General features: G+C 65.1%; 23 protein-coding genes and 1 pseudogene. 9 read left to right on the top strand and 15 right to left on the bottom strand.

Annotated elements, in window-relative coordinates:
• Positions 1–40 precede the first annotated feature (40 nt).
• Positions 41–2,554: a type I DNA topoisomerase gene (gene topA / locus M0209_RS02355; RefSeq protein WP_258886654.1), complete on the top strand. Its 2,514-nt coding sequence runs from the start codon at positions 41–43 to the stop codon at positions 2,552–2,554.
• Positions 2,555–2,646: 92 nt separating this feature from the next.
• On the opposite strand, the gene M0209_RS02360 is transcribed toward topA, so the two are convergent.
• From M0209_RS02360 to M0209_RS02400, 9 genes and pseudogenes are all read right to left on the bottom strand, one after another.
• Positions 2,647–3,165: a hypothetical protein gene (locus M0209_RS02360; protein ID WP_258886656.1), complete on the bottom strand. Its 519-nt coding sequence runs from the start codon at positions 3,163–3,165 to the stop codon at positions 2,647–2,649.
• A gap of 73 nt (positions 3,166–3,238) precedes the next feature.
• The gene (locus M0209_RS02365; RefSeq protein ID WP_258886657.1) at positions 3,239–3,991 is read right to left on the bottom strand and encodes a molybdopterin-synthase adenylyltransferase MoeB; all 753 of its coding nucleotides are present in this window, start codon (positions 3,989–3,991) and stop codon (positions 3,239–3,241) included.
• 1 nt (position 3,992) lies between these two features.
• Entirely contained in the window at positions 3,993–4,445 is a 453-nt protein-coding gene (dut, locus tag M0209_RS02370) for a dUTP diphosphatase (protein ID WP_258886663.1), read from the bottom strand.
• A pseudogene (gene coaBC, locus M0209_RS02375) lies at positions 4,432–5,604 on the bottom strand (bifunctional phosphopantothenoylcysteine decarboxylase/phosphopantothenate--cysteine ligase CoaBC). Before coaBC ends, dut begins: the two are co-directional and overlap by 14 nt.
• Positions 5,601–6,419: a nucleotidyltransferase domain-containing protein gene (locus tag M0209_RS02380; protein ID WP_258886666.1), complete on the bottom strand. Its 819-nt coding sequence runs from the start codon at positions 6,417–6,419 to the stop codon at positions 5,601–5,603. The pseudogene coaBC and the gene M0209_RS02380 overlap by 4 nt, the downstream one beginning before the upstream one ends.
• Positions 6,420–6,423: 4 nt before the next feature.
• Positions 6,424–7,959 carry a 2-polyprenylphenol 6-hydroxylase gene (gene ubiB / locus M0209_RS02385; protein ID WP_258886667.1) on the bottom strand — a complete coding sequence of 512 codons (1,536 nt, stop codon included), beginning with the start codon at positions 7,957–7,959 and terminating at the stop codon, positions 6,424–6,426.
• Positions 7,956–8,696, bottom strand: a complete 741-nt coding sequence (locus M0209_RS02390) for a class I SAM-dependent methyltransferase (RefSeq protein WP_258886672.1) — start codon at positions 8,694–8,696, stop codon at positions 7,956–7,958. The genes ubiB and M0209_RS02390 overlap by 4 nt, the downstream gene beginning before the upstream one ends.
• Positions 8,697–8,753: 57 nt before the next feature.
• Positions 8,754–9,365, bottom strand: coding sequence for a Fic family protein (locus M0209_RS02395; RefSeq protein ID WP_258886673.1), 612 nt, complete (start codon positions 9,363–9,365; stop codon positions 8,754–8,756).
• 4 nt (positions 9,366–9,369) lie between these two features.
• Positions 9,370–9,606 carry a hypothetical protein gene (locus M0209_RS02400; RefSeq protein ID WP_258886674.1) on the bottom strand — a complete coding sequence of 79 codons (237 nt, stop codon included), beginning with the start codon at positions 9,604–9,606 and terminating at the stop codon, positions 9,370–9,372.
• Between the two features lie 223 nt (positions 9,607–9,829).
• Here M0209_RS02400 and mutM point away from each other — a divergent pair, with 223 nt between their 5' ends.
• The 3 genes from mutM (at position 9,830) to dnaA (ending at position 12,779) form a co-directional block, all read left to right on the top strand.
• Positions 9,830–10,645 (top strand): bifunctional DNA-formamidopyrimidine glycosylase/DNA-(apurinic or apyrimidinic site) lyase, encoded by an 816-nt coding sequence (gene mutM / locus M0209_RS02405; protein ID WP_258886677.1) that lies wholly within the window; start codon positions 9,830–9,832, stop codon positions 10,643–10,645.
• A 69-nt stretch (positions 10,646–10,714) separates the two neighbouring features.
• A complete protein-coding gene (gene rpsT, locus M0209_RS02410; RefSeq protein WP_258886678.1) occupies positions 10,715–10,978 on the top strand; it encodes a 30S ribosomal protein S20 in 264 nt (87 codons plus the stop codon).
• Between the two features lie 427 nt (positions 10,979–11,405).
• Positions 11,406–12,779 carry a chromosomal replication initiator protein DnaA gene (gene dnaA / locus M0209_RS02415; protein ID WP_258886683.1) on the top strand — a complete coding sequence of 458 codons (1,374 nt, stop codon included), beginning with the start codon at positions 11,406–11,408 and terminating at the stop codon, positions 12,777–12,779.
• On the opposite strand, the gene M0209_RS02420 is transcribed toward dnaA, so the two are convergent.
• Together M0209_RS02420 and M0209_RS02425 are read right to left on the bottom strand one after the other, a co-directional pair.
• Positions 12,776–13,456, bottom strand: coding sequence for a DUF4136 domain-containing protein (locus M0209_RS02420; protein WP_258886685.1), 681 nt, complete (start codon positions 13,454–13,456; stop codon positions 12,776–12,778). The two genes, dnaA and M0209_RS02420, sit on opposite strands and share 4 nt — an antisense overlap.
• An 80-nt stretch (positions 13,457–13,536) precedes the next feature.
• Entirely contained in the window at positions 13,537–14,886 is a 1,350-nt protein-coding gene (locus tag M0209_RS02425) for a DUF4118 domain-containing protein (RefSeq protein WP_258886686.1), read from the bottom strand.
• Positions 14,887–14,989: 103 nt separating this feature from the next.
• On the opposite strand from M0209_RS02425, the gene M0209_RS02430 reads away from it, so the two are divergent.
• Entirely contained in the window at positions 14,990–16,906 is a 1,917-nt protein-coding gene (locus M0209_RS02430) for a potassium transporter Kup (RefSeq protein WP_258886688.1), read from the top strand.
• On the opposite strand, the gene trpS is transcribed toward M0209_RS02430, so the two are convergent.
• The 3 genes from trpS to secB are packed head-to-tail and all read right to left on the bottom strand — an operon-like array spanning position 16,903 to position 20,016.
• The gene (trpS, locus tag M0209_RS02435; protein WP_258886689.1) at positions 16,903–17,913 is read right to left on the bottom strand and encodes a tryptophan--tRNA ligase; all 1,011 of its coding nucleotides are present in this window, start codon (positions 17,911–17,913) and stop codon (positions 16,903–16,905) included. The genes M0209_RS02430 and trpS overlap by 4 nt on opposite strands.
• A gap of 5 nt (positions 17,914–17,918) precedes the next feature.
• A complete protein-coding gene (murJ, locus tag M0209_RS02440) occupies positions 17,919–19,502 on the bottom strand; it encodes a murein biosynthesis integral membrane protein MurJ (RefSeq protein ID WP_258886695.1) in 1,584 nt (527 codons plus the stop codon).
• Between the two features lie 7 nt (positions 19,503–19,509).
• A complete protein-coding gene (secB, locus tag M0209_RS02445; RefSeq protein ID WP_258886698.1) occupies positions 19,510–20,016 on the bottom strand; it encodes a protein-export chaperone SecB in 507 nt (168 codons plus the stop codon).
• 176 nt (positions 20,017–20,192) lie between these two features.
• Between secB and M0209_RS02450 the strand changes: the two genes are divergently transcribed.
• From M0209_RS02450 to M0209_RS02465, 4 genes are all read left to right on the top strand, one after another.
• The gene (locus M0209_RS02450) at positions 20,193–20,837 is read left to right on the top strand and encodes a Tim44/TimA family putative adaptor protein (protein ID WP_258889546.1); all 645 of its coding nucleotides are present in this window, start codon (positions 20,193–20,195) and stop codon (positions 20,835–20,837) included.
• Entirely contained in the window at positions 20,837–22,066 is a 1,230-nt protein-coding gene (locus tag M0209_RS02455; protein WP_258886700.1) for a murein transglycosylase A, read from the top strand. The genes M0209_RS02450 and M0209_RS02455 overlap by 1 nt, the downstream gene beginning before the upstream one ends.
• Positions 22,044–22,577 carry a Smr/MutS family protein gene (locus tag M0209_RS02460; RefSeq protein ID WP_258886706.1) on the top strand — a complete coding sequence of 178 codons (534 nt, stop codon included), beginning with the start codon at positions 22,044–22,046 and terminating at the stop codon, positions 22,575–22,577. Before M0209_RS02455 ends, M0209_RS02460 begins: the two co-directional genes overlap by 23 nt.
• A gap of 100 nt (positions 22,578–22,677) precedes the next feature.
• Positions 22,678–24,357 (top strand): bifunctional diguanylate cyclase/phosphodiesterase, encoded by a 1,680-nt coding sequence (locus M0209_RS02465; RefSeq protein ID WP_258886707.1) that lies wholly within the window; start codon positions 22,678–22,680, stop codon positions 24,355–24,357.
• Here the strand turns inward: M0209_RS02465 and dapE are convergent.
• A complete protein-coding gene (gene dapE / locus M0209_RS02470; RefSeq protein ID WP_258886712.1) occupies positions 24,312–25,448 on the bottom strand; it encodes a succinyl-diaminopimelate desuccinylase in 1,137 nt (378 codons plus the stop codon). The genes M0209_RS02465 and dapE overlap by 46 nt on opposite strands.
• Positions 25,449–25,458: the final 10 nt, after the last annotated feature.

The following is a 25,458-nucleotide window of genomic DNA, read 5'->3' on the forward strand; positions in this document are numbered from 1 at the left end:
CCCCGCCACCCTCGCGCGTACGTATGAGGGGCACCCACGCTTGAAAAATCTGGTCATCGTCGAATCGCCTGCCAAGGCCAAAACCATCGAGGGATATCTGGGCAAGGACTACAAAGTTCTCGCCAGTTACGGCCATGTCCGCGACCTGCCGCCCAAGGACGGGTCGGTGAACCCCGATGAAGGGTTCGCGATGGAATGGGAAAACTACGCCGACAAGGCCAAGCAGCTGAAGGCGATCACCGATGCGGCGAAGGGGGCCGACAGACTGATCCTCGCGACCGACCCCGACCGCGAGGGCGAGGCGATCAGCTGGCATGTGCGCGAGGTGCTGGCGAAGAAAAAGGCGCTGCCCCGCGACGTGAAGCGCGTCACCTTCAACGCGATTACCAAGCCTGCCGTGTTGAGCGCGATGGCGGCTCCGCGCGAGCTCGATAACGACCTGATCGACGCCTATCGCGCGCGCCGCGCATTGGACTATCTGGTTGGCTTCACGCTGTCGCCGGTCCTGTGGCGCAAATTGCCCGGGGCCAAGTCTGCAGGGCGGGTCCAGTCGGTCACGCTCAGGATGATCGTCGATCGCGAGCGCGAGATCGAGGCATTTCGCGCGCAGGAATACTGGTCGGTGATCGCCGATCTGGAACATGACGGGGCGCCGTTCGAGGCGCGGCTGGTGCGCTGGCGCGGCGACAAGGTCGACAAGATGACGCTCGGCAATGCGAGCGATGCCGAGGCCGCGAAAACGGCTGTCGAAGGCGGACGTTTCGCGGTTGCCAGCGTCGAGACCAAGCCGCTGACGCGCAACCCCGCGCCGCCGTTCACGACCTCGACCCTGCAACAGGAGGCGGCGCGCAAGCTGGGCTTCTCGGCGAGCCATACGATGCGGCTCGCCCAGGGTCTCTACGAGGACGGCGCGATCACCTATATGCGGACCGACGGCGTGCAGATGGACGGCAGCGCGATCACGGCGGCGCGGGGCGCAATCGCGAACCGCTATGATGCGAGCTATGTGCCCGACAAGCCGCGCCACTATACCGCCAAGGCGAAGAACGCGCAGGAAGCGCATGAGGCGATCCGTCCGACCGATTTCGGCCGCGACCGCGCCGGTTCGGGCGATCATGCGCGGCTGTACGATCTGGTCTGGAAGCGCGCGATGGCAAGCCAGATGGCGTCGGCGCGGCTCGAACGCACGACGGTCGAACTGGCCGATGGCACCGGCCAGCACGGGCTGCGCGCGACGGGGCAGGTCGTGATCTTTCCCGGCTATCTCGCGCTGTACGAAGAGGGCCGCGACGATACCGGCGACGATGACGGCCGCCTGCCGCGCCTCAAATCGGGCGATGCCCCCGCGAAAAAAGGTGTGCGTGCCGACCAGCATTTCACTCAGCCGCCACCGCGCTATTCGGAAGCCACATTGGTTAAGCGGATGGAGGAACTCGGTATCGGGCGGCCCTCGACCTATGCGTCTATCTTGCAGACGCTGAAGGACCGCGACTACGTCTCCACCGACAAGAACCGCTTTACCCCGAATGAGAGCGGGCGGCTGGTCACGGCGTTCCTCGAACGCTTTTTCGAACGCTATGTCAGTTACGATTACACGGCCGGGCTGGAGGAAAGCCTCGACGATGTGTCGGGCGGGCGCGAGGGCTGGCAGGCGGTGCTCGAAGCATTCTGGCGCGATTTCAAGCCGAAGACTGCCGAGGTCATGGAAACCAAGCCGTCCGATGTTACGGTCGCGCTCGACGAATATCTGTCGCCGTTCCTGTTTCCGGCGAAGGAAGACGGCACCGATCCGCGTATCTGCCCGAATTGCGGGACCGGGCGGCTGGCACTGCGCGGCGGGCGGTTCGGGGCGTTCGTCGCGTGCTCGAACTATCCCGACTGCAAATACACCCGCAAGTTCGCGCAAGGCGGGTCGGCGGAGGCCGAGAATGGCGGCAGCGATGCGGTGCTGGGAACCGATCCGGTAAGCGGACTCGAGGTCGCGAAGAAGTCCGGGCGCTTCGGTCCCTATGTCCAGCTGGGCGATGGCAAGGACGCCAAGCGGTCGTCGATTCCCAAGGATGCGGGCGAACTCGACCTCGAACTGGCTCTCAAGCTGCTCAGCCTGCCGCGCGAAGTCGGCGTGCATCCCGAGAGCGGCGAGAAGATCATGGCGAGCATCGGTCGCTATGGCCCGTACCTCCAGCACAACGGCAAATATGCGCGGCTGACCTCGACCGCGGAAGTGTTCGAGACGGGCATGAATGCCGCCGTGGTGAAACTGGCCGAAGCGGCGGCGAACGGCGGGCGTCCGGCGCGGGGGAGCACGGCCCCGTTGAAAGTCCTGGGCGCACACCCGCGCACCGAGCTTGAGATCAAGCTGATGGCGGGACGCTATGGTCCCTATGTCACCGACGGCACGACCAACGCGACGGTGCCGAAATCGGTGGAGCCGGAGGCGCTGACGCTTGAGGAAGCGGCGCAGTTAATCGACACGCGCGCGGCGGCGGCACCGGCGAAGAAGGGCAAGAAGAAAGCGGCACCGAAGAAGAAGGCGGCGGTGAAGAAGAAGTAAGGAAAGGGCTTCGACAAGCTCAGCCAAGTCGGCTTGGGAGATCGTCTCTCGTCCGATTTGGCTGAGCTTGTCGAAGCCCCTGCCTTCTCAGCCTACCCCTCGATCACCCGCATATCCTCGCCGTAGCTATACCCCGCCAGTCGCGCCGCGACCGTCAGCCGCGCGACGATCTGCGCGCGCGAGACATTCGTATCAACAAACCATTGCGGTGCAATTTCATGAGCGTGCTCGTGCGCCAGATGCGGCGCAGTAACGAACAGCGCCTCCGCCGAGGGCGCAACCCAGCGCCGTCGTGTACTGCCCTCGTTGGCAAGGAGTTGCAGCAACGATGCCTTATGCCGGGTCAACGCCGTCAATATAACCAGATAGGCATCACGTAGGTTAAAAACGTCCTGCTCGCGCCCGAACAGCGTGACCCGGACGCGACCGCGCTTGCGCGGTGCCCCACGGGCGAGCAGCGCCGCACGCCCGGCCGTCCGCGCCCGCTGCCCTGATCGCGTCGCCAGCGCCCGGCGGATGATCGCGTCGTGGCTCTCGCCGAACGACAGTCGCTGCGCCTCGATCGCCTTATAGGTAGCCAAGCTCAGCGAAACATTGGTCAATCCAGACATTTACGGTCCCCCTGCTAACGGGCCGCTTGTAAGGCGTTAACACTTATAAGCCGTTAACGCCGAAATGGCGTAATCAGGCACCGCAGGTCGAGCAGCCAGGATCCTTGGGCATGCGGATCGTCCGCATCGACGGGGTCAGGCCATCGATGATGTGCAGTTTGCCGGTTGCAGGTTCACCGAATGGGACAATCGCGCGGATCGCCTCGAGTGCGGCCATACTGCCGACCATGCCGGTCATCGCGCCCAGCACGCCGTCCTCGGCGCAGGTATCGCAATCATCGGCGTCGAAGGCGTCGCCGACATAGCAGCGATAGCACGGCGCGTCGGCTAGCCAGCCGGTAAAGGTGCCGACCTGTCCGTGGAACTGCCCGATGGCGGCGGAGACAAGGGGGATGTGCAACCGCCACGCCGTATCGGCGACGGTCAGGCGGGTCGCAAAGCTGTCGGTCCCATCGACGACGACATCGTGTCCGGCCAGCAAGGTGTCGGCACTGGCCGCTTCGATCCGCTGCACCACCGGCGTCACGGTGGCGAAGGGATTGAGGTCGAACAGCCGCCGTGCCGCCAGTAATGCCTTGGGCGAGCCGACATCGCCGGTCGTGTAGAGCACCTGCCGCTGAAGGTTCGACGCGCTGACGACATCGTCATCGACCACGGTCAGCGCGCCGACGCCTGCCGCCGCGAGATATTGCAGCACCGGCACCCCGATTCCGCCCGCACCGACCACCGCCACGCGGCTCCCGCGCAGCTTCATCTGCCCCGCCCCGCCGATCTCGCGCAGGACGATGTGGCGGGCGTAGCGGGTCAGTTCGTCGTCGGTGAGCACGCTATTTGGTGCCCGTCGATCCGAACCCGCCCGCGCCGCGCGCGGTATCGTCGAGGCCGTCGACCTCCTGCAAAGTCGCGCGCTGGACGGGGGCAGGGACCAGCTGGGCTATGCGGTCGCCGCGCCGGATTTCGAACGGTTCGCTGCCGAGGTTGGCGAGGATGACCTTCACTTCGCCGCGATAGTCGCTGTCGATCGTGCCGGGCGTGTTGAGGCAGGTGATGCCGTGCTTGAGCGCCAGCCCCGAGCGCGGGCGGACCTGCACCTCATATCCGGCCGGGATCGCCATCGCGAACCCCGTCGCGACCGCATGGCGCGCGCCGGGAGCGAGAGTGAGGTCTTCGGCGGCGACAATGTCCATGCCCGCCGCGCTGTCGGTGGCGTAGGCGGGGAGGGGGAGGTCGGTGCCGTGGGGGAGGCGGAGAAGGGGGATGGTGATTTCAGGCAAGGGCATCGACGATCCTTTGAGCGAGGCGGGCCGCAACCTCCTCCTTCGACATTTCCGCCCAGCTTTCAACGCCATCCGCTGTCACCACATGCACGGTGTTCGCGGCACCCCCCATCACGTCGCCCGAGACGTCGTTGGCGACGATCCAGTCACATCCCTTACGCGCCAGTTTCGCCTGCGCGTTCGCCACCACATTTTCGGTTTCGGCGGCGAATCCGATTAGCAGGCGCGGGCGCTGCGGGCTGCGCGCCAGACCGCTGAGGATGTCGGGGTTTTCGACGAGGTGCAGGACGGGCGGGGTGCCGCTGCCGTCCTTCTTGATCTTTTGCCCCGCGCTTTCGACGCGCCAGTCGGCAACGGCAGCGACGAGGATTGCGGCATCGGCGGGGCGCGCGGCCTCGACGGCGGCGGCCATTTCGCGCGCGGTTTCGACGTCGATGCGGGTGACGCCTTGCGGGGTGGGAAGCGTCACCGGCCCGGCGACAAGCGTTACCTGCGCGCCCTTCGCCGCGAGCGCGGCGGCGATGGCGAACCCCTGTTTCCCCGACGAGCGGTTGGCGATGTAGCGCACCGGGTCGATCGGCTCATGCGTGGGGCCGGCGGTGACGATGATGTGCAACGGTCAGCCCGCGAGTTGCGACAGGATCGCGGCGTAAATCGCCTCCGGCTCGGGTAGCCGCCCCGGCCCGTATTCGCCGCACGCCATCGGCCCTTCGTCAGGCTCCAGCACGGTCAGCTCATCCGCCCGCAATTGCGCCACATTGCGGCGAGTCGCGGCATGTTCCCACATCCGCACGTTCATCGCGGGCGCGACGAGCACGGGCTTGTCGGTCGCCAGCAACAACGTGGTCGCGAGGTCGTCGGCAATGCCCGCTGCCATCTTCGCCATCAGGTCGGCGGTTGCGGGCGCCACGACGACCAGATCGGCCTCGCGGCTCAGCTGGATATGGCCCATCTCGGCCTCGTCCTTCAGATCCCAGAGCGAGGTGTGCACCGGCTGCTCGCTGAGAGCCGCCAGTGTCATCGGCGTGATGAACTGCGCGCCGCCGGGAGTCAGGACGCAGCGCACGCTGCCCCCGCCTTTGCGGATCAGCCGCACCAGCTCGCATGACTTGTACGCCGCAATCCCGCCGCCGACGATGAGGAGGATGCGCGGGGCGGTCATCGAAAAGCCTCATTCGCCAGCCGTCGAAACACCTCTGCGCCCACACGTTTGGCTTCGGTCGACGGCAGCGGTGCCCGACCCGCCGCTTCATGAGCGCGCTCGAACTCACTGGCGATGATCGCCGAAATCGGTTCCGGTAACAACGTGTTTCCCAGTTCCCGCGTCACGGCCTTGCGTGCCACCAAATCAACGATGATCGCCGCGACATCTGGCGGCACATCGGCTTCGGCAACGAGATCGGGCAAATGCATCGGCGGCACCTTAGCATCGGGGTGCATCCGCAACCAGCGCAGGGCCATTGCGGGGCGCAGCGCGTAGAACAGCTTCTTCGCCGGAAACGGCGTCTCGTCCGAAAAATAGGTTCGCCGCTGCCGTTCGCCGAGGTGGAGATAGTGGCGGACAATGGCCGTCCGGTGGGTATGCGCGTTGCCCAGCGCGATCAGCGCATCCCGCGCCGAGGCATCGCCCTCATACCAGATCGGCGACATCAGCCACTCGAGTACGACGGCATTGCCTTTAAGTAGCAGGCGGATCGCCTTGCCCAACTCCCAGCCATTCAGATCAATCTCATCGACAAGCGGCGTTTCGATGACATCGCGCAGCGGCCAAGGAGACAGGTAATCTTCCGGACGTCGAACGAAGATGAAACGGCAGTCGTAATCGCTGTCGGGCGAGGGAAATCCCCACGCCCGACTACCACTCTCGATAGCGATCAGGATCGACACCTTGTCATCGCGGCGGATCGTTGCCAGCCGACGATCGATCTCGGCGACTCTTTCTGTCGCGAGTCCGGCTGCGAGCGAACGAAGCGCCATTACTCTAGCCTAGCCAGTGCATCACGCCCGCGCCAGCCGCGCCTGCGACCAGCGCCACAGCGACATAGCCCAGCCACCCCCAGCCGAAGCGCACCGGCTCGACCGGCGCCAGCGGCGGCGCCGGGGGCGCGCCGCCCTTGACCGGGTAAGCCGCCTCGATGCGGCGGACGAGGTCGGGCAGGCGGGCGAGCGTGCGGATGTCCTCGACCATCCGGTCGGCGAGCAGCGCTTCCGGTCCCAATTCGCCGCGCAGCCAGTTGCGCACCACGGGCTCGGCGACTTCCCACATGTTGATGTCGGGATCGAGGCCGGTCGCGACGCCTTCGACCATCACCATCGTCTTTTGCAGCAACAGCAGATGCGGCTGGGTCACCATGTCGAAATCGCGGGTGATCGCGAACAGGCTGTCGAGCATGTTGCCGACCGACATGTCCTTGACCGGCTGGCCGCGCATCGGTTCGCCGACGCTGCGCAGCGCGGTCGCGAATTCGGCGACATTATGGTGCGCGGGGACGTATTGCGCCTCGAAATGGATTTCGGCGACGCGGCGGTAGTTGCCGGTAATCAGGCCGAACAGGATTTCGGCGAGCCACTGCCGCGCGCGCCGGTCGATCCGCCCCATGATGCCGAAATCGATGGCGATGAGGTCGCCGTCCGGGGCGACCATCAGGTTCCCCTGATGCATGTCGGCGTGGAAGAAGCCCTCGGCAATCGCCTGACGCAGGAAGCCGCGCACGAGCGTATGGGCAAGCGCCCGTCGGTCGTGCCCGGCGGCGTCGATGGCGGCGACGTCCGACAGCTTGATCCCGTCGATCCATTCGAGCGTCAGCACGGTGCGCGACGTACGCTTCCAGTCGATGGTCGGCACGCGGAACCCGGGCTCGGCGGTCAGCCCCTCGGCAAGTTCGGAGGCGGAGGCCGCCTCGCGCCGGAGGTCCAGCTCGCGCAGCGTCCATTGGCGGAAGGTCGCAATGGTCAGGCGCGGGCGCAGGCGCGCGAATTCGCCGCCGATTTCTTCGAGTTGCGCGGCAGCCCATTCATAGGTTTCGAGGGCAGCGGCGAATTCGGCCTCGACGCCGGGGCGCACGACCTTGACCGCAACCGTGACGCCTTCGGTCGTGACCGCGCGGTGGACCTGCGCGATGGAGGCCGCCCCGACAGGCGTTTCCTCGATGCTGGCGAACACCTCGTCGACCGGGCGGGCGAGACCGCGCTCGATGGCGGCCTTGATGACCGGGTAGGGCAGCGCGGGCAGCCGGTCCTGCAGGCGCAGCAGGTCGTGCGCCGCTTCCTCGCCGACCAGATCTGGCCGCGTGGCGAGGGCTTGGCCCAGCTTGATCGCGGCGGGGCCGCATGCCTGAAACGCCTCGGCATATTGCGGCACTTTGGGCACGCTGGCCCCGAAGCGCGCAATACGGATCAGGCGCTTGACCGGCGGCGGGGTCATCGGATCGCGCTCGATCCCCGCCAGCGCGCCATGCCGCGCCAGCGTCCGCAGCCATTTCATCAGCCGCCACAAATGCGTTGCCGGGCGGGTCAAATCTTCCAGCCGCTGTGGATCGCCACCAGCCCGCCCAGCATCGGCTCGACATTGGTCTGCACGAAGCCCGCATCGCCGATCATCGCCTCAAACGTCGGCATATCGGGGAAGCGCCGGATCGATTCGATCAGATAGCGATAGCTATCCTCGTCGCCCGCAATCATCCCGCCGATCTTGGGGACCAGCCGGTGCGAATAGGCATCGTAAACCTCGCCGAAGCCCGGCCACAGGGTCGTCGAGAACTCGAGGCAAAAGAACCGCCCGCCGCGTTTCAGCACGCGGTGCGCCTCGCGCAGGGCTTTCGGGATGTCGGTCACGTTCCGGATGCCGAAGGCGATTGTGTAGGCGTCGAAGCTCTTGTCCTCGAACTGCAGCGTCTCGGCGTTCGCTTCGGTCCACACCAGCCCGTCGATGCCGCGATCCGCCGCGCGGTCGATGCCGACGCCCAGCATGTCGGGGTTGATGTCGGCAACGGTGATATGCGCGTCGCCGCCCGCTGCCGCGTCCATGCGGAAGGCGATATCGCCGGTGCCGCCTGCCATATCGAGGATGAACTCGCCTGCGCGGGGTTTCACGCGGCGGACGAAGCGGTCCTTCCATAGCCGGTGCATCCCGCCCGACATCGCGTCGTTCATCCGGTCGTAGTTGCGCGCGACGCTGGTGAAGACCTGACCCACCCGCGCGGTCTTTTCGGTGGGGGCAATGTCTTCATAGCCGAAGGAAACTGTTTCGCTCATGGAGCACGCCTCTAGCGGGGACTATGACGTGCCGCAAACTGGGTTCCGATCAGAACCTTACGGGCGAACCTGGTTACCCTGTTCTTGCAGGAGCTCTTCAAGCAATGCGTGCAACGGTCGCAAATTTGGCGTACCTTTTTCGGCAGAATCTGTCGCTGTTTCAAGAGCTTGTATATAGTCCGGGCGCCGTTTCCGTATCAATTCCGGAAGGATGGGATTGCCGTCTATCCATTTACCGAGCTTCATACAGAGTATAAAATAGCATGCCGCGCGGGCTGTCCGCCCATTTCCGTTAACAAAGGGATGAATATGGTTGAGCTTCCACAGAACAAAGGCCGACAGAAAGACAGGATCGACAATTTCCCACTTCCTATTCACCTCGTCGATGAACATGTGCATCAGTGCGGGGACTTGGTAATGAGGTGGGGGTTCGTATTTGCCGACCCTGACGCCGCAGGGTCTAAGTTGACCAGCTGATGCGTGCAAACATGATATGGAATGGTGGTTCAGCGACAGAAAAAATTCGAGCGACACCATGTCGCGTTGCAGCGCCAAAGAGGCGTTCACGAACGACCGCAAAAACGTATATTGGCGATCAAGATTCTCAATCGCCAAATTCTGGTATGCGGGGTTTTGCTCGTCCCTACCGACCAAATCGTAAATGTACATACGACTAGGTTGCAGAACCTTCCAGTTCAGTCAATCGTGCATAAACCTTGTCGCGTGTTACTTCGCTGCTTCCCGGCAGGTTTCCATAAATATAGGATACTCTTTCTGCCAAAAGGTCAGCTCGGGTTGCTGGCTTTCTCGGTGTAAGCAGGGTTTCAAGAATCTGCGGTTTGGTAGCGATGCTTTCAGGTATCATTCCGCTTACCCCCAATTTTGTGTCTGCAACGCCAACAATGGACATGATCGCCTCCTGACGTCAATGGCAGGTTAATGTTCTATATATGTTCCAAGCCGACTATGTCAAGGTCTAGAGGCAAGCAATACAATCGGTCGTTGGATAGGCCTAACGCATACCAGATGCTGAGGTTTCGGGACATTGGTAAGTTTTCATCATGTGCAGAAATGCGTTGGTACCACCGCAGCTCGCGCTTGACCGCCGATGGCGCACGCGTCAGCGAACCGATATGCCCGAGCTTCCCGAAGTCGAAACCACCGTGCGCGGCCTGCGGCCCTTTCTTGAGGGACAGGTGCTGGCCTCGGTCGAGGCGCGCCGTCCCGATCTGCGCCGTGCCTTTCCAGTCGATCTGCGGCAGCGGTTGACGGGCGCGCGGGTGACGGTGCTGTCACGTCGCGCGAAATACGGGATCGTCGAGACCGATCGCGGCGATGCGATGGTGTTTCACCTCGGCATGTCGGGGCGTTGGCGGGTCGATCCCGAAGAGATCGGGACGCACGACCATCTGGTGCTCGAAACCGGGTCGGGCCACCGGCTGACGCTCAACGATGCGCGGCGGTTCGGGTCGGTCGATCTGGTGGCGCGCGATGCGCTCGAGGCGTGGCCACCGTTTGCGGCGCTGGGGCCGGAACCGCTCGGGCCTGAGCTGACAGGCGCGTATCTGGCGCGGGTGCTCGAAGGACGCATGGCCACGATCAAGGCGATGCTCCTCGACCAGCGAATCGTTGCGGGGCTGGGCAACATCTATGTGTGCGAGGCGCTCAACCTGACCGGTATTGGTCCACGCAAACCCGCCGGACAGGTACCGCGCCAACGCCTCGATGCGCTGGTCGAGGCGATCCGGGGCGTCCTGCTCGCGGCTATCGAGGCGGGCGGATCGACCCTGCGAGATTATGCTCGCCCCGACGGCCAGCTCGGCTATTTCGCCAAGCAATGGCGCGTCTATGGCCGCGAAGGCGAGGCGTGTCCGTGCGGCAAGGGGAAGGTGGTCCGGCTGATCGACAGCGGGCGTTCGACCTTTTCGTGTCCTGCCTGTCAGCGATAGGTTGACCGACAGCACCCTCGTGGCTATGGGCCGCGCCTTCATTCCGAACACAGATTTATCGAGGACTTCATGGCGAATACGCCCCAGGCTAAAAAGCGCATCCGGCGCAACGACCGTCGCGCCGAAGTAAATGGCGCGCGGGTCGGTCGCATTCGTACCTTTGTGAAGAAGGTCGAGCTGGCGCTGGTCGCCGGTGACAAGGGTGCAGCGGCAGCGGCACTGGCCGCCGCGCAGCCCGAAATTGCGCGTGGCGTTGCCAAGGGCGTGATGCACAAGAACACCGCGTCGCGGAAGTTCGCGCGCCTGACAAAGCGGGTCGCGGCGCTCGCCTGAATATCGCCGTCCCGATACGGGACGAGAGGGATTCGAAGGCCCCGCCGGTCACCCGACCGGCGGGGCTTTTTACGTTGCAAATCGATGACGGAAAAAAGTCAGGGATTCCCGCGATTCGGGCGGTTCACATTCGGTTACACTCGCGAAAAATGGCGTAAAACAGCCACTTGACCCGAATTTGGCGCAATTCCGTGAGTCCTGCGCGTCAACCGATATATTTCATTTTTTTTAAGGCTGCATGGCTTGCGCGGCCCCGCATCGGCGCTCAAAAAAGTCGGCGAGGGACGACGCGACTCACCCGTCGCGACCAGCACCAGTGTCGAAGTTCGCAGAAATAAACGGCTTTTCTGCGTTCGGGACTTGTGTGCTGTGCGCGTGGCGATTCGGGTCCGATCCCAAGGCATGCGGGACGGAGAGGCGGGGAAAATTGGCGTCGGGGGATGATCTGGACAGCGTTATCGAGGATCGCGCGGCGGCGGTCTGGCCGACGATCCGCGACGGTCTGCGTCGCGATATCGGCGCGCGCAGTTTCGACCAGTGGCTCGGGCGCACCCGTTACGACGGCTTTTGCAAGGTCGACCGCACCGTGGCGCTCGCGCTCCCGTCCGCGTTCATGGCCAATTGGGTGCAAAAGAATTTTGCCGACCGGCTGAATCTGGCCTGGCGCACGGCGCTGCCCGATGTCACCGGGGTCCGCATCCTCGCCGACGATGGCGATGTTGTTCAGAATTTCACGGCGGCGGCCGCCGTTGCCGAAACGCCCGCCGCAGCGGTCGAACCTGCCTTCCGCTTCGACCCGCGTCTGACGTTCGACAATTTCCTTGTCGGCGACAGCAACCGTATCGCGCACAATGCCGCGCGCGCGATTGCCGAGGGCGGGCCGATGCGGTTCAACCCGCTGTTCGTGCATGGGCCGACGGGGCAGGGCAAGACGCATCTGCTTCATGCCATCGGCCACGGCTATATGGCGCGCAAACCGCACGCCCGCGTGCTGTACATGTCGGCGGAACGGTTCATGATCGATTTCGTCCATGCCATGCGGACCAAGGATACGCTGGCGTTCAAGGCGCGGCTGCGCTCGGTCGACCTGCTCATGATCGACGATTTCCAGTTCATCGCGGGCAAGGAAACGACGCAGGAGGAATTCCTCTATACCGTCGACGAACTGATGCGCGGCGGGCGTCGCCTGATCATCAGCGCCGACCGGTCGCCGCACGAGTTGGACGGCATCGAGGGGCGCATCCTCTCGCGCCTGACGCAGGGCCTCGTCGTCGATATCCAGCCCGCCGACTATGCGCTGCGCCGCGCCATCGTCGAGGCCAAGGCGAATGCCATGCCGCAGGCGATTCCGCCGCTGGTCCGCGACCTGCTGGCCGCGCGCATCGCCTCGAACATCCGCGAACTCGAAGGCGGCCTCAACCGGCTCGTCGCCTATGCTGCGTTGAACGACCGCCCCATCGACGAGGCATTTGCCGAGGACACGCTGGCCGACATGTTCCGCGCGGGGCGGCGGCGCGTGACGATCGACGAAATCCAGAAGCGCGTATCGGACCATTTCAAGATCCGTCAGGCCGAAATGGTGTCGGCAAGGCGTGCCCGCGTGGTCGCAAGGCCCCGCCAGATCGCGATGTATTTGTCGAAGCAATTGACCCCGCGGTCATTGCCCGAAATCGGGCGCCGCTTCGGCGGGCGCGACCACACCACGGTCATCCATGCGGTCAAGCAGATCGAAAAGCTCCGCGCGGCGGACACCGAGATCGACGCCGACGTGCGGTTGCTGCTTCGAAGCCTCGAAGGCTAACGCTTCTGCCGCTCCGGCGGCGCCACCGTAATCCGCACCGTCTGGCCGCTGTTCCCCGGGAACCCGGTAAACATCGCTTCGATCAGGTTCGGCACCAACGTCGTCAGGTCGTTGTCCGAAGACATCGCTTTCGCCGTCCCCTCGAACACGCGCTCGCGGCTGCCCTTGCGCTCGATCTTCATCGTCAGTTCGGACTGGTAGACGGTGTAGCTTTCGACCTCGTCGTAGCGCGATCCGTAGAGGAACGGATCGTCATAGCCATAGATCCAGGCGCGGCGACCGAAGCCCCAATAGGGTCGATACGGCCCCCAGCCGTTCGAATAGCCAAAGCGCGGGCCATAGCCTGCCCCGAAGCCGCCCGGCCCGAACCCCGGCACGGACCGCACCCGGTCGCGCCCCTTGTCGACGCCATAGTCGAGCCGCACGACGAGGTTCGCGTCCCCCGGCGCAACCGCTCGCGTATAGCCATAGCCTGCCAGCCGCTGTGCTACCGTGTTCGCATATTGCGCGAACTCCAGACTGTTATCGAGCCGCGGGTTCTCGGCGATAATGGCAAACGTCTGACCCTGTGGCGCGGGCAGTTGCTGAAAGCGCGAAACCTGCGCCTGAAACGGCGCGGCGCACCCGGCAAGGGCAAGGAGTGCGGCGGGGGCGAGAGCGGTGAGAAAGCGGTTCATGGCGACCCTCTTATCATAAGTCGACCGGATGTGGTCGATCTGCGTTGAACGGGTGGTGAACGCGTGGACCGCGCGCAAGTTCAAGCGGTGCTGACGAGCCGGTAGCCGACTGCGGGTTCGTTCAGGATAAGTCTCGGATGCGACGGGTCGACCTCGAGCTTTTGCCTGAGGGTGCGGACCGCAACGCGCAGATAGTCGATATGGTCGACCTGCGCCGGGCCCCAGACCGCACGCAACAGGTGCGCGTGGCTCAACACGCGCCCGGCATGTTTCGCCAGTTCGGCGAGCACCGCATATTCCTTCGGCGTCAGGTGGATGGTTATGCCATCCCGCGATACCGCGCGGCTGCGGAGATCGACGACAACATCGCCGAAATTCAGCGGATCGTGGTCCGGGCCGGGGCCGAGATCGGCAAGCGATTCGATGTAGCGGTCGAGTTTCACTGTTTCGGCGGCGACCTCGGCGACGAGCGTTTTGTCGGCTGTCCCCTCGCGACGCAAGGCGCGCGCGGCCGCCCCGATGGCGTTCAAGCGCGGCTTGATGTCCGCGCCGATCGAGCCGAGCAGCACCGACCGCATCCGGTCGCGTTCACGCAGCGCCACTACCTCGCGCGCTTCGCGCTCGACTGCGGCGCGTGCCATCGCCAGCGCAATCTGGTCGAGCAGGCTGCCGAGCAGCGGCAGTTGGTCGTTGGCGACGGGGGAGAGGCCATCGTCGCGCGCCAGCCCCACGGCGGCCAAAATGGCACTATCCGATGTTACCGGGCGAAACTGCCAGTCGGCCAGGTTCAGACGTTTAACGCCACGACCTACCGGATCGCCGCTGCTGAGCGCCACGCCGGCCGCCGCGATATCGCTGGGCGCCAGCGAGGCGATCCCCGGTGCCCCGGCAATGCACACGGGCGCTTCGGGCGGCCCTGCCATCATGACTGCGTTGCACCCGAACAGGCGGGCGAGATCGTCGACGCTGACGGCAGAAATGCCGTCCCGGTCGGTGCACGAGAGCAGGCGGCGCGCGAACCCGGCAATCGCCGCATTGCGCGCCGCATGTGCCGCCGCGATCCGGGCCTGCTCGCGCAGGCGCGCCGCAAGCTGGCTGGTGACGACTGCGACCACAAAGAGGACGACGACCGTGACGATATCCGCCGGACGATCGATCCGCAGCGTATGATAAGGCGCGGTGAACCAGTAATTATACGCGAGTGCAGACGCCACGGCAGCAGCGAGCGCAGGCCGCAATCCTGCATAGATTGCCGCTGCGAGCACAGCGGGAATGTAGAGCAGCACGACGGGCTCAGCACCCCATCGCTCCGAAACGAGCAAGCCGGCAAGGGTTGCCACGGCGACAGCCAACAGCGCTGCGGCATAGCGCGTGATCGACACCGACAGCGCAGGTGTGTCGCCCCTCAGGGTCGTGGCATGGTGTTCCATGCGCCCAAAATGAACTTGCCTGGCCCTTTCGTCGAGGGGGTCGGGAAGTTTTGCATGTGATTCCACATGGAATTTTAATGCGGTTCGGCACCATTGCGCGGCGATGGAAAACACCAAAACTCTACCGCCTGCTGCCGAGAGCGCGACGGATTCGCATTCGCCTCAAGGCAGCACTTCGGCCCTTACGCTCGGCGCGCTCGGCGTCGTGTTCGGCGATATCGGAACGAGCCCGCTCTATGCCCTGCAGGCGACACTCGACCCGCGCTACCATCTCGGGGTCAACGTGACCGACCTCTACGGTATCGTCAGCCTGATCTTCTGGTCGTTCGTCTTCGTCGTCACGGTGAAATACGTCTTCATCGTCATGCGCTGCGATAATCACGGCGAGGGCGGCAGCCTTGCGCTCTATGCGCTGATCAAGCGCATGCTGGGCGCGGCGGCACCGAAAGGCTGGCTGCTGATCTTCGCCTTGTTTGCGACCGCGCTATTCTATGCGGACGCGATGCTCACCCCCGCGATTTCGGTGATCTCTGCCGTCGAAGGTTTGGGCGTCGTCAGCTCGGCATTCCAGCCCTATATCGTCTGGATCGCCCTCTCGATCCTGATCGGACTGTTCGCAATCCAGCGTCACGGCACCCACCGCGTCGGACGATTCTTCGGCCCGGTCATGCTGGTCTATTTCGCGACCATTGCGGCGATGGGCGTGGTCCATATCGTCGATTATCCGCAAGTGCTCGGTGCCCTTAGCCCGGTGCACCTGTGGGGCTTTTTCGCCGCGCATCCTTTTTATTCGTTCCTGTCGCTTGGCGCGGTGGTCTATGCCGTGACCGGGGCCGAAGCCCTTTATGCTGATATGGGCCATTTCGGTCGCAAGCCGATCACGCTCGCCTGGCTGTCGATCGCCATGCCTGCGCTTATGCTCAATTATATGGGGCAGGCGGCCATGCTGCTCCGCAACCCTGCGTTTGCCGACAATCCGTTCTTTCATATGGTGCCGCCGTCGCTGACCATCCCGCTGCTCGTCATCGCGACACTGGCCACGATCATCGCCAGCCAGGCGGTAATCTCGGGCGCGTTCTCGGTCACCCAGCAAGCGATCCAGCTCGGCTTCATCCCGCGCATGCAAATTCTCCACACCTCGTCGCAGGCGAAAGGCCAGATCTATCTGCCGGTGATCAACTGGGCACTGGCAACGATGGTCGCGCTGCTTGTCGTCACCTTCCAGCATTCCGCCGCAATGTTGCCTGCCTATGGACTCGCCGTGGTGGGCACGATGCTGATCACGACCCTGATGCAGTATATCGTGGTGTTCCGCATCTGGCGTGCGCCGCTGTGGCGCGGGGCGATCGGCTTTGCGACCTTCATCACCGTCGATCTCCTCTTCCTCGCCTCGGGCTTTGCCAAATTGTTCGAGGGTGCCTGGTTCCCCATCCTGATGGGCCTCGTCATCTTCACCCTGCTGACGACCTGGGCAAAGGGGCGGCGGATCATGCGCGACCGGCTCGACGAAGGGGCAATGCCGCTCTCGGCGTTCATCGCCTCGGCCGCCGAGTCGGTGCACCGCGTGCGCGGCACATCGGTGTTCATGTCGGCAACGCCGGACAGCATCCCCGCCGCTCTGCTCCACAATCTGAAGCACAACCAGGTGCTGCACGAACGGATCATCCTGTTGACGGTGCAGGTGGCAGGCGTGCCGCACGTCGAGCCCGATGCCCGCTCGGAAGTCACCGTGCTTGGCGATGGCTTCTTCCGCGTCGTGCTCCGCTACGGATTCATGGAGGAAATCGACATCCCGCGCGATCTCGCCGGTATTTCGACCTGCGGCGAACCGTTCAACATGATGGCGACGAGCTTCTTCCTCGGTCGTCAGAAGCTGATCGCGTCGAAGCAACGACCGGGCATGGCGTTGTGGCGCGAACAGCTGTTCGCCTGGATGTCGAAGAACAGCGAAAGCGCGATGGAGTTCTTCAAGCTGCCGACCAACCGCGTCGTCGAACTCGGCAGCCAGGTGCAGATCTAGCGACCCGAAACCAGCCCCAGCGCATCGTATGCCGCCGCCAGCGTCGGCGCGGCCAGTGCCCCCGCGCGCGTTGCGCCGTCGATCAAAATCGCATCGATTTCCGGCGACCTGCGCAGCCCTAAATACCGCTCGCGGATTGGGCTAAGTGCCACCACCAGCCGCTCCGCCAGCGCCGCCTTGAACGGGCCGAAATTCGCGCCGCCGTATTCCGCCAGCACTGCATCGGCGCTGCGGTCGTCAAGCGCGGCCATGATCGTGATCAGGTTCTTCGCCTCGGGTCGACCCTCCAGCCCCGCGACGTCGCCCGGCAGCGGCTCGGGGTCGGTCTTTGCCTTGCGAATCTTTTGCGCGATCGTGTCGGCGTCGTCGGTCAGATTTACCCGGCTCATGTCGCTCGGGTCGGACTTCGACATTTTCGCGCTGCCGTCGCGCAAGGACATGATCCGCGCGGCCGCGGGCGGGATGGTCGGTTCGGGCAGGGTGAACACCTCGCGGCCCGTATCGGCATTGAACTTGACCGCGATGTCGCGCGCCAGTTCCAGATGCTGTTTCTGGTCGTCGCCGACCGGCACATGCGTCGTCTGGTAGAGCAGCACGTCGGCCGCCTGCAGCACCGGGTAGTCGAACAGCGCGACACTGGCACCGTCGCGGTTCTTGCCCGCCTTGTCCTTCCACTGCGTCATCCGGTTCAACCAGCCCATCCGCGCGGTGCCGTTGAGCAGCCAGCACAATTCCGCATGTGCCGGTACGCGAGCCTGATTAAAAAGAACCGACTTGGTGCTATCGATGCCGCAGGCGACGAGCGCGGCGGCCATATCGGTCAGCGCGTCGCGCCTCGCCTCGCGGGTCATATGGTCCGACAGCGAGTGAAGATCGGCGAGGAAATACAGGCTCTGCCCGCCCTTGGCCGCGACCTCGTCCTGCATCCGCACCCAGTTGCGGATCGCGCCGAGGTAGTTGCCGAGGTGGAGGTTGCCGGTGGGCTGAATGCCCGAAAGGACGCGCATGGGGATCAGGCTTTCCGTGTGAACTGGCGGCGAAGTTCGCCGAGACTGGCCCCGCCGAGCAGCAGGACGGCGACGCCATAGACCGCGCCGCCGATGCCGCAAAGCGCGACGAGTGCGGTGACCCGCTCCTGCCAGCCGCCCGCCATAAAGGGATCGAGCCACGGGTTGAGCGCGAACAGCGCTGCACCCATTGCGGTGCTGGCGGCGATGATGCGGAGCGCCTTTGCCTTGAACCGTGCGTCGAGCTGCAAATGGTTGCGGCGGTGCAGCCAGGCATAGAGCAGCGCGAAATTGACCCAGGCGGCGAGGGCGGTCGACAGGGCGATTCCGGTAAAGCCCGCGTCGAGGACCAGCACCGACAACAGATTGCCCGCCAAATTGACCAGCATCGAGACGACCGCGAGCCGCACCGGCGTTTTGGTGTCCTGCCGCGCGTAAAAGCCCGGGGTCAGCACCTTGATCAGCACATAGGCGGGCACGCCGAGCGAGAAGGCGGCGAGTGCGCCCGATGCACCCAGCGTATCGGCGGCGGTGAACGCGCCATGCTGGAACACGCCGCGCACCAAGGGGGTCGCGGAGACGACCAGCGCGACGGCGGCGGGGAGGGCGAGCAAAAGCGACAATTCCATCGCGCGGTTCTGGGTATGCGCGGCGGCTTTATGGTCCTCGCCGCCGATCTGGCGCGACAGAGTCGGCAGGATCGCGGTGCCGACGCCGATGCCGATCAGGCCGAGCGGGAGCTGGTTAAGGCGGTCGGCGTAATAGAGGTAGCTGACAGCGCCTTGCTCAAGGAAGCGCGCTGCCAGACTCGTGGAGATCAGCAGGTTGAACTGGATCGCCCCCTGGCCGAGGGCGGCGGGGCCGATCAACAGCAGTAACCGCTTCACATCGGGCGACAGGCGGGGCCGCGCGAGTTTCAGGACGACACCGGCGCGGCGGCATGACCAGACCAGCCACAGCAATTGCAGCGCGCCCGCAGCGGTGACGGCAATGGCTTGGGTCTCGGCGATTTGGGCCTGGCTGGTGCCGCGAAAGAACAGGATCGCGACGATCATCGCGATGTTGAGTAGCACCGGCGCGGCGGCGTTGACCCAGAAGCGGTTGAGCGAATTGAGGATGCCGCCGAGCAGCGAGACGAGGCTGATGAGGGCCAGATAGGGGAAGGTGATGCGGGTGAGGTGAACCGCGAGGTCGAACTTTTCGGGACCGCCGTCCGGAAACCCGCCGGTCATGGCCCAGACAATCTGTGCGGTCGCGGCCATCATGATCGCGGTGAACAGGATGAGGAAGGGGAGCAGGACCGAGAGGACTTGCCCGGCGAATTCGTTGGCCGCCGCAAGTCCGCTCTCGGCCGCTTCCTGCTCGGCCTGTGTCATGCGGCGGTTGTACATCGGCACGAAGACAGCGGCGAACGCGCCCTCGGCGAACAGCGCGCGGAACAGGTTCGGCAGGCGCCACGCGATCAGGAAGGCGTCGCTCGCCAGCCCCGCGCCGACGTAGCGCGCCATCAGCATGTCGCGCACCATGCCGAGCACGCGGCTGACGAGAGTCAGGCCGCCGATCGACGCGGTGGCGCGGACGAGGTTCAATTCGGGTTCAAGCCTGGCCTACCGGCGCTCCCAGTGCCTCGGCCTGTTCGGCCTGCGCGACATAGAGCTGGCCGAAGTCGATCGGTTCGAGCAGCAGCGGCGGGAAGCCGCCGTCGCGGACGGCATCGGCGAGCACGCGGCGCGCGAAGGGGAACAGGATGCGCGGCGCTTCGGCGAGCAGGAACGGCTGGAGCTGATCCTCGGGAATGTTGCGGAGCGCGAAGAGCCCGGCGTAGGACAGCTCGACCTGGAACGCGACCTTGTCGGCGGCGACGGCTTTCGCCTCGACCTTCAGGATGACTTCATAGGCATCCTCGCCGACCTGTCCCGACGCGATGTTGAACTGGATGTCGATCTGTGGCTGCCCCTGCCACTGATATACGGCCGGCGCATTGGGATTTTCGAACGACAAGTCCTTGACGTACTGCGACAAAAGTCCGGCCTGCGGCGCAGTGTCTTCGCCGTTGCTCAGCGGTTCGGTATTGGTGATTTCAGGTGCCGCGTCGTCGGCCATCGTCTTTGGTCTTTCGTCAGGTGAAGTTGGGTGCGGGCGCGGTTACATGGCTGCAACCGGCACCGCAAGGCTCGACTGTCGATGGCGGTTTCGCGCCGCGTGCGAATGCCCGTTTGAAGTGTCGGCCCCTTGCGCTTATGTAGGTAGCGACGTGTCTGGAGTGAGTTGTGTCGACAATGGTCGAAATCGTGGTTCTGGCGATGGTCGCGGGGTTCCTCGCGCTTCGGCTCTATGCCGTGCTCGGCAAGCGCACCGGCCATGAACAGCCGTTGCCACCGGTCGAGGAACACAGCCCGCCTGTCGCCTATCCTACGGTGGCTTCACCCAGCCGGACGCCGCTTGCTGCGCCCGATTCCGTTTTCGAGGAAGGTGCCGCGGCGGGCGTGCGGGCGATCATCGCGACCGAGCCATCGTTCGACGTGGCGCGGTTTATCGACGGGGCCAAGGGTGCCTACCGGATGATCCTCGAGGCCTATTGGTCAGGCAACGCCGGTGAGCTGGCGGGACTGACCAGCGACGACGTGCGCGCCGCCTTTGCCGAATCCATTGCCGACCGGACGACGGCGGGTCACGTCCTCGACAACCGTTTGGTGACGATCGAGAAGGCGCGCATTGTTGCGGCCGGGGTCGAGGGCCGCGAGGCGCGGGTGACGGTGGCGTTCGACGCCGATATTGCGACGGTAACGCGCGATGCCGACGGCACTGTCGTGGCGGGTTCGCTGACCGATGCCGTGCCGACCGTCGATGTCTGGACGTTCAGCCGCACGTTGAAGAGCGACGATCCCAACTGGATTTTGACCGACACCGACGAGTCCGCCTGATGCGGATTGTCGCGGGGGGCCTGATGCTGCTCCTGTCGGCGTGCGCGGGCGGGATCGTGCCTCCGGCTCCCGCACCTGTCCGGCCTGCGCCCGTGGCGATTGCGCCCAAGCCGACACCGCCCAAACCCGTCGCACCGCCTGCGTCGATCCCGCCGACGGCCAATGCTGTGAAAGCCGGCGTCGTCGCAGGACCGGAAGTGGCGACGCTCGCGATTTCGCCTGAGGCGGCATCGCGCGCCCTCGCGGCATTTCGGCTGAGTTGTCCGGCGATTCAGCGCCGTAACGACCTGTCGGGCCTGACGCGTGGCGCAGATTGGACTGCGGCCTGTAGCGCCGCATCGACGGCAACCGACGCGCGTGCCTTTTTTGCTGCACAGTTCGAAACGGTGCGGGTCGGGACGGGGCAGGCCTTTGCCACCGGCTATTACGAACCTGAAATCGCGGGCAGCCGCACGCGGGATGCCGCCAACCAGGTGCCGGTTTATGGCAAGCCTGCCGATCTGGTCGAACTCGATCTCGGCGATTTTGCCGAAGGGTTGAAGAACAAGACGATCCGGGGACGGATATCCGGCGGCACCTTCGTCCCCTATTTCGACCGGACCCAGATCGAGGAAGGGGCGCTTGCCGGACGCGGGCTGGAGATCGCCTGGGCCGCCGACCCCATCGAATTCTTCTTCCTCCAGGTGCAGGGTTCGGGGCGGTTGCGGCTGCCCGACGGATCGGTGATGCGGATCGGCTACAACAGCCAGAACGGCCGCGACTATACCGGCATCGGGGCCTTGATGCGTGATCGCGGGCTGGTCGGCCCGGGGCAGCTTTCCATGCAGGGCATCATGGCGTGGCTGCGCGCCCACCCGGAGGAAGGCCGCGCGATCATGCGCGAAAACAAGAGCTGGGTCTTTTTCCGCGAGCTGACCGGTGCGGGACCGATCGGCGCGTTGAGTGTCGCGGTCGCTGCCCGCACGAGCGTCGCGGCGGACCCGGCGTTCATTCCGCTTGGTGCACCGGTGTGGCTCGACCTCGATCGCGCCGAGGCCGACGGCCTGTGGGTCGCACAGGACACCGGCGGCGCGATCAAGGGCGCGAACCGTGTCGATACCTTCTGGGGTGCAGGCGAAGAGGCGCGACGGATCGCGGGCGGAATGTCGGGGCGCGGTTCGGCGCTGATTCTGGTTCCGCGCGGCACGCTTGCGCGGTTGAATGCCGATGCCGCGCGTCCTCAGCCCTGACGAACGCGCGCTGTGGCGGCGGGTGACCGCCGATGTGCGCGGCGAGGGCGGAATCGAGGGCAATGACGCGACGGTGCGCGCGGCGAAACCGCTACCGCTGCACCGAAAAGCCGATCCCGTCGCGCGCCCTACGCTGCCACGCCCGACCGCACCGCGTGCGACGCTCGACGGCAAATGGGACCGTGATCTCAAGGGCGGCAAGCTGTCGCCCGACCGGACCGTCGATCTCCACGGGTGCACGCTGGCGCGCGCGCACGACCGCGCGCTGGACGCGCTCGAACAGGCCGTGGCCGCAGGGGAGCGGCTGGTTGTCGTGGTGACCGGGAAGGCACCGTCATCCGGCACAAGCCGCCTCGATACGCCGCTGCGCGGCATCATCCGTGCGTCGATTGCCGACTGGATGCAGGCCGCGCCGTTTGCCGACCGGATTGCCGCTATCCGTCCCGCCCATCCCCGTCACGGGGGATCGGGCGCGCTTTATGTGGTTTTGCGACGCTCGGACCGTCGCTGAAGGTTCAAATCTCAACGCTTTCTTAAGCGCGCCCGTGCGACGATGCCCGATGCGGTTGGGACGACCGCCCTTGTTAGGGACAGCAGGGATTTTGGGACGCATGGAAGGAGTGACGCTCAAATCGCGCGCCGTCGCCTTCGCGTTCTGCGTCGGTGCGACCGCGTTCATCCTTGCGCTCATTGCGCTTGCCGACCCCACGCCCGATGCGCCGGGTGTGTTCAGGGCGGTGGCCATCGCGATCGTGTGTGCCATCATGAGCTGGGCTTCGGCGGAACGCGCGCTGGCGGGCGTTGCCGAGGCAGTCGATGTCGCGACGGCCCGGATCGTCGAGGCTGCGGAAGGCGACCTGACCAGCCGTACGCCGTCTGCCGTGGAGGAGGCGCTGCCGCTGCTCTCGGGGGCGCTCGACGGCATGTTCGCACAGGTCCGCGAAAACCTCGAGAGCGCGACGACGCTGGCGTTGTTCGACCCGATCACCTCGCTCGCCAACCGGACCCATTTCCGCCACGAGGCCGAACGCGCGTTGAAAGCCGTGCCGACGGGCGGCATGTCGGTGCTGGCGTTCATCGACCTCGACAATTTCAAGGCGGTCAACGACACCTTCGGCCATGCCAGCGGCGATCAGGCGCTGGTCATGGTGGCGAACCGGTTGCGCGCGGTGGCCGCAGGCGAAGTGGTGCGCCAGTCGGGTGCTGCCGGAGAGCCGATTGTCGGGCGTCACGCCGGCGACGAGTTCGCGCTGTTCTTTCCGCATGTGGAGGGGCGTGACGACGCGGCGCGGCTTGGCGGGGCTTTGCTCGATGCGCTGACCAAGCCGTTCGATATCGGTGGCCAGCAGGTCACCGTCGGCGCGTCGATCGGCCTGGCGCTCTCGCCCGAACATGGCACAATGCTGACCCCGTTGATCCGCGCCGCCGACGTGGCGATGTACCATGCCAAGGCCAGCGGGCGCGGCCAGTATCAGCTCTTTGCCGAATTGCTGGCCGAGCGGATGGCGCGACGGACGCTGCTCGAGGTCGAACTGCGTCATGCCATCGAACACAAAGAATTCACCATCGCCTACCAGCCGCAAGTCGCACTGGCCGACGGACGGGTACAGGCGGCCGAGGGTCTGTTGCGGTGGAATCATCCGACCGACGGTCTGCGCTTGCCCGCAAACTTTATCGCTTGTGCCGAGGAAAGCGGACTGATCCATGAGATCGGCGACTGGGCCATAGACGAAATTGCGCGCCGCGTCGCGCACTGGACCGATGATCCGATTGCGCCGCGTTTTGCGGTCAACCTCAGTCCCCGCCAGATTACCCGTCCCGAGTTCTTCACGCGCCTCAACGGCGCGTTGGCGCGTGCCCGGACACCGCTGTCGCTGATCGAATTCGAGGTCAGCGAAGCGGTGCTGATGGAATGCAGCCCCGCTGTGCTCGACCGGATCGGGCAGTTGCGCCGCGACGGGGCCACGATCGCGATCGACGACTTCGGGTCGGGCCTGTCGAGCCTCGCGCGGTTGCGCTCGCTGCCATTCGATACGGTCAAGCTCGACGCGAGCCTGATCGCTGGCATGGAAGGCGATCAGGCCGCGCGCGACGTGGTGCAGGCAGTGATTACGCTGGTCCATGGCCTTGGCGCCAAGGCGATTGCCGAGGGGGTGGAAACCGCCGGGCAATATGACATGCTACGGGTCATGGGCTGCGACGCGGCGCAGGGCTATGCGATTGCACCGCCCATGATCGAGGCCGATTACCGCGTTTGGGCGGGAAGGGCTGCCGACAGGATGCGCGCGTAGATTTCGGTGAGCGCGGTCAGGTCGTCGAGCGCGACCGCCTCGTCGAGCTTGTGCATCGTCGCATTGCACAGCCCGAATTCGACGGTCGGGCAGAGTTTCGACAGGAAGCGCGCATCGGAAGTGCCGCCGGTCGTGGAGAGTTCGGGGTCGATACCGGTCACGTCGCGGACAGCACCGGCGACAAGTGCGCTGAGCGCACCAAGGGGTGTCAAAAAGGCCTCGCCCGAGACTTTGGCGGTGACCGTCGCGCGCGGCGTAATCGACGTCGCGAGGTCGCGGATGCGCGCGACGAGAGCGTCGCCGCGTTGCAGGTCGTTGAAGCGGATGCTGAGCCGCGCGGTGGCGCTGGCGGGGATGACATTGGTTGCAGGATTACCGACATCGACGGTGGTGACTTCGATGTTCGACGGCTGGAACCAGTCGTTGCCGTTGTCGAGATGGATCGCTTCGATCTCCGACAGGATGCGGACGAGCGGGGGAATCGGGTTATCGGCGAGGTGCGGATAGGCGACATGTCCCTGCGTCCCCGCCACCTCGATCCAGATGTTGACCGATCCGCGCCGTCCGATCTTGATCGTGTCGCCGAGACGGTTTGCCGAGGTCGGTTCGCCGACGAGGCACAGATCGGGGATGAGGCCGCGCGCCTGCATCCGTTCGATCAGCGCGACCGTGCCATAGGTTGCCGGGCCCTCTTCGTCGCCGGTAATGATAAGCGTGAGCCGCCCGGCATGGTCGGGCTTATGCGCCGCCGCAGCGACGAAAGCAGCGATGCTGCCTTTCATATCCACCGCACCGCGCCCGTGGAGCAGGGCACCGCGCACCACCGGTTCGAAGGGGGCCGAGGCCCAGCCTGCACCCGGTGGCACCACGTCCAGATGCCCCGCGAACGCAAAATGCGGTCCCGTGTCGCGGCCCCGCGTTGCCAGCAGGTTTTCGACCGGGCCGTCGGGCGCTTCGCCGGTAACGAACCGGTCGACGTCGAAGCCCTGCGCCGCAAGTGCCGCCGCCAGCACATCGAACACCGCGCCTGTTGCGGGGGTGACGCTGGGCGCGGCGATCAGGGACTTGGCGAGCGTCAGGGCGTCGGTCATAGTCCCCCTC

It is taken from the genome of Sphingomonas sp. SUN039, from assembly GCF_024758725.1.
GTDB lineage: Bacteria > Pseudomonadota > Alphaproteobacteria > Sphingomonadales > Sphingomonadaceae > Sphingomonas_O.